Source organism: Lyngbya sp. CCY1209, from assembly GCF_055795065.1.
In genome coordinates, this window is sequence record NZ_JAYFER010000161.1 from 1 (window position 1) to 8,771 (window position 8,771).

Here is an 8,771-nt window from a genome sequence, read left to right on the forward strand (position 1 = left end):
GCCGCGCCTAACCCACCCTACCGGACTGTTTCAGCCGGTGTAGGGTGCGTTAATGAAATGTAACGCACCGTCTATATATCAGATCCGGTTTACCCGTGTGGCTGGGAATGGACGAGAGCAAGGCGAAAGTTGTTGTCAAACAGTTGGAATTACCCCCAAGTGGGGGAGGGGAATTGAATTTGTTTGACAATTAACAATTAATAATTAACAATGAAAAGTGATTCGATATTACCTATTGTCTAATTATGTTACCCGATCGCTCCTGGCGCAGCAGCTACTCTACTAATGAAAATAACCCGATTCTTGACTTTTACATCCCGGCTTTGGAAAATTGCCGTCAATACGATCGCAAGTCGGGGTTTTTCTCCGGCGCCATCCTGAGCCGGGTCGCCGCCGGGTTGGGTGCCCTGCTGGAAAATGATGGCAAAATGCGGCTCATTATGGGATGCCAGTTCGACCGGGCGGACTTGGAGGCAATTCGACGGGGGTACGCCCTCCGGGAGGCTTTGAGCGATCGTCTGGATGCGACTTTCACCCCGCCCCAAACCTTCGCGCAACTCCGGCACTTCGAGATCCTCTCCTGGCTGATCCAACACGGGCGCCTGGACATTAAAATCGCCGTCCCCCTGAAGTCGGACGGGATGCCGGAAAACCCGGAACAACAACTCGACCCGAACCACATTTTTCACGAAAAAGTTGGTATTTTTATTGACGATAATGGCAATCAGTTGGTGTTTTTCGGCTCCAACAACGAAACCCCGAGCGGCTGGGAGCTCAACGTCGAATCTTTCCATGTCTATTGCGGCTGGGAGGGGGGCCGGGACGCCGAGCGGGTGGATGAGGAGGTGTTCCGGTTCGAGCAGCTTTGGAATGATTTCGCCCCCAATGTGAAGCTGTTCGACATCCCCGAAGCCGTCCGCGCCAAATTGCTGCGCTACACCCCCAATTCCAAACCCACCTGGGAGCATGAGCAGGAATTCGACACTCGGGCGATCGACCCGGCGGAACCGCCCCCGCCGGAGCCCGAAAAACTGACCGAAGCCGAACGGCGCCGGGAACTGGAGGCCTTCGCCCCCCTGTTCGACCTGCCCCGCGATCCGAGTTGCCTGGACTTCTGCCTGAAATCCATCCCCGTCCGGCCCTGGCCCCACCAGTTCAAAATCCTGCGCCGGGTCGCCGACACCTTCCCCCGCAGCTTTTTGATCGCCGACGAGGTGGGCCTGGGAAAGACGATTGAAACGGGGTTAATCCTGCGCTATCTGCTCGTCAGTGGCAGGGTGGAGCGGGTTTTGGTACTGGCTCCGGCCAGTGTTCAATCCCAGTGGCAGGAGGAACTGCGGGAAAAATTCAACCTGCACTTCTGGAGCTACAGCCAGGGGGAATTTAAGGACCCCTACGGGACGGTATCAGCTCTGAGTGAGGGCAACCCCTGGAACCGCCACGCACTGATTCTGGCTTCTTCCCACCTCGTCCGCCGCCGGGAACGGGCTCAAGAACTGTTGGAGGCGGAGCCCTGGGATCTGGTTGTCCTCGATGAGGCTCACCACGCTCGTCGCCGGGCTCCCAAAGCGGGGAAAGATACGCCGAATAGCCTGTTGGAGTTGATGCGACAGTTGCGAGAAAGGACTGACTCGCTGATTTTGCTTTCGGCGACGCCGATGCAGATCGATCCGATTGAGGTGTTTGACTTGCTTGATTTGCTGGGACTTCACGGCCACTGGCGTTATGGGGACAATTTCTGCAACTACTTTGCTTCCCTCTCGGAGGACCCGAACTCGTCGATACTGGAGTTCTGGCAGGAGATGTCCGTGGATTATTTCCGGGGTGGCGGGGAACCTTGCCCCCGAATGCAGCAGCTTTTGGGCGATCGCGATCGCTTACTAGGCTACAAACTCCAGGATATCTGGCAACGGGGTAAAAGGATGGTCAACCCCAAACAACTCTGTGGGGACGAGTCTTTCGTGGCTAGTTCCCGGCAATACCTGAGTACGAACACACCCCTAAAAGACTTGATGTTCCGACACACCCGCGACACCCTGCGGGAATATTACCGCCGGGGACTCCTGGAACAGGACATCCCCCGCCGGGTGGTGGCGGATAATGCGATTTCCCTGGAGCGCGATCGCGAAATTCCCCTGTACCGGGCCGTCAGCGATTACGTCCGCAATTTCTACCGCCTCGCCCAGAAACAGGATCGTAAGGCTTTGGGGTTCCTGATGACTTTGTACCGAAAGCGGTTGACGAGTTCTTTTTATGCCATCCGCGAGTCCCTCCAGCGGCGCCTGGACGGTATCAGCATCACCCCGGACGACCTGGCGGACCTCGACGACGCCGATGACGCGATCATCGAGGGCCTGGAGTCCTACGTCGAACCGGTCGATCCGAAGGAAATCGAGTATTTGGAAGAGTTGCTGCGGCAGTTCGAGAATACGGGGGAGGACAGCAAGTTGTCGTTTCTCCTGGATACCCTGCGGCGGGAGTTTTTGGAGCGGGAAAGTGCGATCGTTTTTACCCAGTACACTGATACGATGGACTACCTGCGGGACGAGTTGCGATCGGTCTACGGCGATCGCCTGGCCTGCTATTCCGGGCGCGGCGGGGAACTGCCCGTCCACGACCCGGACCCCCGCTGGCGGGTCGTCCCCAAGGGGAAAATCAAAAATCTGTTCCGGCAGGGCGAAATCAAGCTGCTGCTGTGCACGGAGTCGGCCAGCGAGGGGCTGAATTTGCAGACCTGCGGGGTTTTGGTCAACTACGATTTGCCCTGGAACCCCATGCGCGTCGAGCAGCGGATCGGGCGCCTGGACCGCATCGGGCAGCGCTACCCCACGGTCAAGATCCACAACCTCTACTACGATGGCACGGTGGAAGCGAAGGTTTACCGCCGCCTGCGGGAGCGGATCGGGCTGTTCGCCAACGTCGTGGGCAACCTCCAGCCCATTTTAGCCCGGGTTCCCACGTTTATCGAGCGGGCGGCGATGAGCGCCGACCCGGAAGAGGAGGATGTGCTGATGGGGGAATTTGAGGACAGCTTCGATGCCGACCCCCTGCGCCCGTCCCTGGACGAGATGGTGAAAATGGACGTGGACGCGGATCTGGCGGAGTTGCGCCGCCCCCTGTCGCCGTCTCGGCTGACTCCGGAGTTTTTGGAGGATCTGTTCTCGACTTCAAAGCTCTTGAAGGCGGGGGGGTTCGAGTTTGAGGATGGGGGCGATCGCGTTTGGACGCTACTTTCGGCGGAGGGGGGCGATCGCGATCGGGTCACGTTTGACCCGGAAGCATTTGAAGCCGATCCGTCGCTGCGGCTGATGACTTGGGGCGACCCCCTGTTTCACCGGATGCGATCGCGGGTGGCGGGCGATTAGCCTTTGCCCATCGCCCAAAGCCTGTTGTACATTCACCAATTATTTGTCATCGGTAATATTCGCTTAAGGGCGAACGATGGGATTCGAACCCACGCATGGAGGAACCACAATCCTCTGCCTTAACCACTTGGCTACGCTCGCCATTCCGGTTTATTATCTTAACACGGGTTTCGCCGCAGATGCAACCCCCCCCGACAAAAAACTTTCGAGACGGCCCGGACGAGGGGATTGAAGGGGTTGGGGGAAGGGAAAACCATTTTCCCCGTCCCCCCGGCTTCCCATGTCCCCGGTGTCTGATCCCGGGTCGGGAGTCCCGGGCGTCGCCTAATATCAGATCCGGTTAAATACTCGGACATCGGGAGGACTCAAGGGAAACAGGAAAACTCGACTCCCTAGGATCGACGACCGACTCCCTCCACCACAGATGTTTTGTGGTCAATTATCAGGATTTGATATCACTTCCGTTCATTCCCAAACCCACTGGCAATACAGTCGGGATTGGTCGTCGGTGAGCCAATGGGCGACCAATTTACCTTTTTCTGTCAAGGTTTTCTGGCGGCTGCGTTCGGGTCTATCTTGGCTTTTCGTCCAAGCGGGGCTGGCGGTTTTAACTTCAAATTTATGAAGGGTTTGTAACATTTTCTTAACCTCTCTTAATGGCAATGATTTTCTCTCTATATTTTCATTATAGCCCAAAATTTTAAAACGACAAGCGTCCGTCTCTCCGACATTTGCGCCTGAAAAATTAGACGATTTTACTTTGTAAAAAAATGCCGATTTTTCTGACTGTGGCGGTGGCGGGTCGGAATGGGAATCGAAAAAAAACTGACCGATTCGGTGTGGGAGGCTAACTGATCCGTAATTTCCCGGAAGCAGCCGGAAGAATTGTTACAACAGCGATCGCCCCAAGTTCCGTAATTTTACCATTGATTATATCGGGTGTTATATCGTAACGTGAAATTATTGAATCACTCGGGAGACGATCTACCATGACGTCAGTCACGACCACCGCCGATCTGCCAACTCTGATCCGAACCCTCCGTCAGCGTCTGGGGTTATCTCAGGAAAAATTCGCCGCCAAGCTGGGGGTTTCTTTCCAAACCGTCAACCGCTGGGAGCGCGGCCGCGCCAAACCTTCGCAATTGGCGATGAATGCAATTCGACAGAAATTGGCGGAGATGGAAGGGACGGAAACCGGCTTGATCGACCCGTACTTCAAACGTTGAAGCGGGACTCATGGCCTCCTCTGCACGGGGCGATCGCGACTTTTTCACAATCCTTTCAATATCAATTCACTTCCCTTCAATACTGCCGCGATTGTCGGCCTCTAAAATTCCGCAAGACTGGGTCGGTACGTCCCCAGTCTTTTCAATTAAATAAATGGGCGATCGCGTTTTTTTTGCGGGTTTGCCTCCGTCCATCAATTGTGAGTTAAGCTAAACAAGATTCAGCCCCTACCCACGATCTGAACTATGACCGTAGCAACAGCATCCCCGTCCATCACCACGGATGAAGCGCTATCGCTCATCGAGGAAACCATCAAACAATCCCACGCCGAGGAAGTGGCCGTCTGCCTGAGCAACAGCGAAGATACCCTCACCCGCTACTCGGAAAATCAAATCACCCAAAATGTTAGTGGGAATCAGTTCAAACTCGCAATCACCAGCTATTTCGGGAGGCGCAGCGCCACCGTCACCACCACGGAATTCGACCCGGAAGCGATCGCCGACACCCTGCGCCGCTCCGAAGATCTGGCCCGCATCGCCCCGGAAGATCCCGAGTGGGTGCCCTTGGTAGAACCGCAGACCTACCCCGATCGCCCCGCCGCCTTTGACGAAGCCACGGCGACCTTCTCGCCCCTCGCCCGGGGGGAAAAGGTGCGGGCTGTCTGCGAGCAGGGGGCCCGGGCCGGGGTGGAAATGTCCGGCACCCTGAGCACCGAAGTGGAACTGGTCGCGGTCGGCAATTCCCGGGGCGTCCGAGTCTGCGATCGCCACACCGCCGCAGAGTTCAGCGTCACGGCCCGCATCGACACCGGTTCGGGTTGGACCGGGCGCAGAGCCTGGAATATGGACGGACTCCCCCTCGAACCCCTCACCGAAACGGTCATCCGGCGGGCGCTAGATTCCCGAAATCCCCGCGAAATCGAGCCGGGGGTCTATCCGGTCATTTTCGACGGCGCAGCCTTCAGCAGCCTGCTGATGTGGGTGGTGTGGAACCTGGACGCCCGGGCCGCCGACGAGGGGCGATCGTTCATGTCCCGCACCGACTCCCAGGGCCAACCCGCCGGAAACTTGCTGGGCGAACCCCTGTTGAGTCCCCTGGTGAATGTCCGCCGCAATCCGGCTCACCCCCTGATTCGGGGTTATCGATTCTCGATGGATGGGTTGTCCAAGGACGATCTGACCTTCGTGGAAAATGGGGTTCCCCAAAACTTGATTTACAGCCACTACTGGGCATCTCAACACAATCAAACCCCCACCGGAAGCCCCTGGCCGGTCGTCATGGCCGGGACGGACCAAAGCGTGGCGGATCTGGTGGCCCAAACCGAACGGGGAATTTTGGTCAACCGCGCCTGGTACGTCCGCTACATCAACCCCAAAACCTTGGAAGTGACGGGGATGACGCGGGACGGCACGTTTTGGATCGAAAACGGCAAAATCGCCTACCCGATCAAAAATATGCGCTTCAACCAGAGTCTGCCCCACCTGTTGCGGGATGTGGATGCCCTGAGTTCGGCGGCGCGTTACGATGTGGGCGTGGTTCCGGGCGTCCGGGTCAAGGCGTTCAACTTCAGCAGCATCACCGATAGTGTTTAGGGAATTGGGGTGTGGGGTGTGCGGGCGTGGGGTGTGGGGGAAGCTTCGGTAAGCTTCGGTAAGCTTCGGTAAGCTTCGGTAAGTGGAGGAAGAAATTGCCTCCTGAGCCCCGGTCGCCCCGGTCGCCTCCTGAGCCCTCCGACTCCCGACTCCCACCTGATTTGGAGTGAAGTTTAAAATGACGATTTCTTTGGATGAATTGCGACAGCGTCGGGCGTTTATTTGCGATATGGACGGCGTGATCTATCACGGCAATCATTTGTTGCCGGGGGTGACGGAATTTTTGGATTGGCTGCACCGGGAGGACAAGCGATTTTTATTTTTGACCAACAGCAGCGAGCGATCGCCCCGAGAATTGAAGGAGAAGCTGCGGCGGCTGGGGGTGGAGGTGGAGGAAAGTCACTTTTATTCGAGTGCTTTGGCGACGGCTGCATTTTTGGCGCAGCAGTGTCCGGGGGGGAGCGTATTTGCGATCGGTGAAGCGGGGTTAATTACGGCCCTTTACGATGCCGGATTTTCCATCAATGACATCAATCCCGATTATGTTGTCATCGGAGAAACCCGCAGTTACAGTTACGAAAAAATCGCCAAGGCGGTGCAGTTAGTGCGGAGTGGGGCGAAGCTGATCGGCACGAACCCGGATTTGACAGCGCCCTCCGAAAAGGGTATTATTCCGGCGACGGGGGCGCTGACGGCACCCATCGAATTGGCGACGGAATCGAAGGCTTATTTTTTGGGAAAACCGAATCCCCTGATGATGCGGCACGCCCTGAAAAAGTTGGGCTGTCAGCGGGAAGAGACGGCGATCGTGGGCGATCGCATGGATACGGATATTATCGCCGGAATCGAGTCGGAAATCGACACCGTTTTGGTTCTCTCCGGCGTCACTTCCGAGGCTGATTTGAACCGGTTCGCCTATCGACCCCACTACGTCCTCAGCGGCATCGGCGAATTGGTTCCCTAAAGCCCACAAGTTCCCAAAATTCCCGATCCTATGGCCTATGGCCTATTGCCCATTGCCTATTGCCTCTAAAAACAATCAAGATTCGCTCAATTCTCCTTCTTCTTCCTCATCTCGGAAACTCTGCCAAACCAGGCGAATTCCCATGACAGCAAATCCGATCGCGGCGGCGGTTTTCACCCAGTGAGTCGGCAACACTTCCGCCACACCCTGGCCGACGATGACGCCGATAAAGCTGGCGAGTACCAGGGCCGAAGCCGTGCCGAAAAAGATGGCTCGGGGGGATTTGGTGCTGCCGCTGAGGGCGATCGCGGCGACTTGGCTTTTGTCGCCCAACTCGGATAGAAACACCGTGATAAAACTCAGACCTAATAGTTGGAAATCCATTGGATAATGATACTCTCAATTAAAACTGCGGGAGGGCGAATGCCATTCGCCCCTACAAATGCCGTCGGAGCGATAGTTTAAATTAATGTAATATCTCCCAAAACAGCAGGACAGAAATAAATAAGAGTGTGATTCCTGCCGCCCGTTCCAGGGTTTTGGGTTGGATGTGACTCGCCAGCCAGCGGCCGACTAAAACGCCGAGCAAACTGGTGGTAATTAAAGCACTTCCCGCACCCACAAAGACGACCCAGGGGTTGTGAGATTCCGCCGTCATCAATAATGTGGTAACTTGGGTTTTGTCGCCCATTTCCGCCAGAAAAATGGTCACGAATGTGGAGGCGAAGATCGCCCAAATTTTGAGGGGTTTGGGGGCCGAGGCGGCGGCGATCGCGGATTCTGAATAGTCGATGCCGAGTTGGGGCTGCGGTTCGGTGAGGGGTGAGTCGGACGGTTGCCCCTCCAGTGCGGGATTCGGAGGACGGCGATCGGGCTGAGTTTGATAAGAATCCACGGAATCAGAAATCAGTGTCACGGGTTCGACGATGAAAGGATTATGAAAATTAACTTAACTTAATATGAGCGAAGATGCAAGGGGGGGAAGGGGCTTCGGTGCGAAGTCGTCCGCCCCGGGACGGAGATTTTCCCGCCTCTAACCGGGGACGGTATAGAAATCCTGCGGTGTGGCGACTCGGCTTAAAGTGGCGAATGAGTTGATAAATTAAATAATGTATCGCGATCGCAATTTTTGTCCATGTCTTCAGTCCCATCTCCCCTAGATCTTCCATTTCAACGCCTCCGCCAGTTTCGGACGGCTTTGCTGCACCTGCACAAAGCCCTGCTGGAGTCCGAACGAGTCACCTACGAGAAGCAGCACGGACGCATTCAGTCCAAAGGCGAGTTTTTCCGCCTGGTGGTGGGCGACGAGTGGTTCAGTTGGCTGCGTCCCTACTCCAAATTTATCGTGAAAATTGATGAAACCCTAGATTCAAAAGAACCCGTCACCCTCGACGAAGTGAACCGACTGTTGGAAGAGGCGAGTTTTCTGCTGCGGGTGGACGAAACGGGAAGCGATCGCGAAAAGCGCTACTATCAAGCCATTCAACGCGATCCGAATATCGCCCTGATGCACGCCCAAGCGGCACAATTGTTGAATTAAAGCAACGTAGGGGCAAGCCTCTGTGCTTGCCCCTGAAATGAATGGATAATAATAGAGGTAGGGGCAAGCCTCTGTGCTTGCCC

8 protein-coding genes and 1 tRNA gene are annotated in these 8,771 nt (G+C 56.0%); 5 read left to right on the top strand and 4 right to left on the bottom strand.

Going from position 1 to position 8,771, the window contains the following annotated elements; translation table 11 throughout:
* Window positions 1-245 precede the first annotated feature (245 nt).
* Window positions 246-3,365 carry a DEAD/DEAH box helicase gene (locus AC0QHF_RS02195; RefSeq protein WP_324702545.1) on the top strand — a complete coding sequence of 1,040 codons (3,120 nt, stop codon included), beginning with the start codon at window positions 246-248 and terminating at the stop codon, window positions 3,363-3,365.
* A 68-nt stretch (window positions 3,366-3,433) separates the two neighbouring features.
* Here the strand turns inward: AC0QHF_RS02195 and AC0QHF_RS02200 are convergent.
* Window positions 3,434-3,506, bottom strand: a tRNA-His gene (locus AC0QHF_RS02200).
* Between the two features lie 324 nt (window positions 3,507-3,830).
* Window positions 3,831-4,004, bottom strand: a complete 174-nt coding sequence (locus AC0QHF_RS02205; protein WP_324702546.1) for a hypothetical protein — start codon at window positions 4,002-4,004, stop codon at window positions 3,831-3,833.
* A 350-nt stretch (window positions 4,005-4,354) separates the two neighbouring features.
* Between AC0QHF_RS02205 and AC0QHF_RS02210 the strand changes: the two genes are divergently transcribed.
* From AC0QHF_RS02210 to AC0QHF_RS02220, 3 genes are all read left to right on the top strand, one after another.
* Window positions 4,355-4,591 (top strand): helix-turn-helix domain-containing protein, encoded by a 237-nt coding sequence (locus AC0QHF_RS02210; protein ID WP_324702547.1) that lies wholly within the window; start codon window positions 4,355-4,357, stop codon window positions 4,589-4,591.
* Between the two features lie 246 nt (window positions 4,592-4,837).
* Complete coding sequence (locus tag AC0QHF_RS02215) at window positions 4,838-6,184, top strand: TldD/PmbA family protein (protein WP_324702548.1); 1,347 nt, start codon at window positions 4,838-4,840, stop codon at window positions 6,182-6,184.
* Window positions 6,185-6,362: 178 nt separating this feature from the next.
* Complete coding sequence (locus AC0QHF_RS02220; RefSeq protein WP_324702549.1) at window positions 6,363-7,148, top strand: HAD-IIA family hydrolase; 786 nt, start codon at window positions 6,363-6,365, stop codon at window positions 7,146-7,148.
* A 75-nt stretch (window positions 7,149-7,223) separates the two neighbouring features.
* On the opposite strand, the gene AC0QHF_RS02225 is transcribed toward AC0QHF_RS02220, so the two are convergent.
* Both AC0QHF_RS02225 and AC0QHF_RS02230 read right to left on the bottom strand, forming a co-directional pair.
* Window positions 7,224-7,532 (bottom strand): TMEM165/GDT1 family protein, encoded by a 309-nt coding sequence (locus AC0QHF_RS02225; protein WP_324702550.1) that lies wholly within the window; start codon window positions 7,530-7,532, stop codon window positions 7,224-7,226.
* A gap of 82 nt (window positions 7,533-7,614) precedes the next feature.
* Window positions 7,615-7,941 (bottom strand): TMEM165/GDT1 family protein, encoded by a 327-nt coding sequence (locus tag AC0QHF_RS02230; protein ID WP_375341394.1) that lies wholly within the window; start codon window positions 7,939-7,941, stop codon window positions 7,615-7,617.
* Window positions 7,942-8,283: 342 nt separating this feature from the next.
* Between AC0QHF_RS02230 and AC0QHF_RS02235 the strand changes: the two genes are divergently transcribed.
* Window positions 8,284-8,688 carry a hypothetical protein gene (locus tag AC0QHF_RS02235; protein ID WP_324702552.1) on the top strand — a complete coding sequence of 135 codons (405 nt, stop codon included), beginning with the start codon at window positions 8,284-8,286 and terminating at the stop codon, window positions 8,686-8,688.
* The last annotated feature ends 83 nt before the right edge of the window (window positions 8,689-8,771 follow it).

What these genes read in the sequence shown, in the direction of transcription:
- AC0QHF_RS02195 (WP_324702545.1), top strand. Translation starts at nt 246, where the DNA reads ATGTTACCCGATCGCTCCTGGCGCAGCAGCTACTCTACTAATGAAAAT.
- AC0QHF_RS02205 (WP_324702546.1), bottom strand. Translation starts at nt 4,004, where the DNA reads ATGTTACAAACCCTTCATAAATTTGAAGTTAAAACCGCCAGCCCCGCT.
- AC0QHF_RS02210 (WP_324702547.1), top strand. Translation starts at nt 4,355, where the DNA reads ATGACGTCAGTCACGACCACCGCCGATCTGCCAACTCTGATCCGAACC.
- AC0QHF_RS02215 (WP_324702548.1), top strand. Translation starts at nt 4,838, where the DNA reads ATGACCGTAGCAACAGCATCCCCGTCCATCACCACGGATGAAGCGCTA.
- AC0QHF_RS02220 (WP_324702549.1), top strand. Translation starts at nt 6,363, where the DNA reads ATGACGATTTCTTTGGATGAATTGCGACAGCGTCGGGCGTTTATTTGC.
- AC0QHF_RS02225 (WP_324702550.1), bottom strand. Translation starts at nt 7,532, where the DNA reads ATGGATTTCCAACTATTAGGTCTGAGTTTTATCACGGTGTTTCTATCC.
- AC0QHF_RS02235 (WP_324702552.1), top strand. Translation starts at nt 8,284, where the DNA reads ATGTCTTCAGTCCCATCTCCCCTAGATCTTCCATTTCAACGCCTCCGC.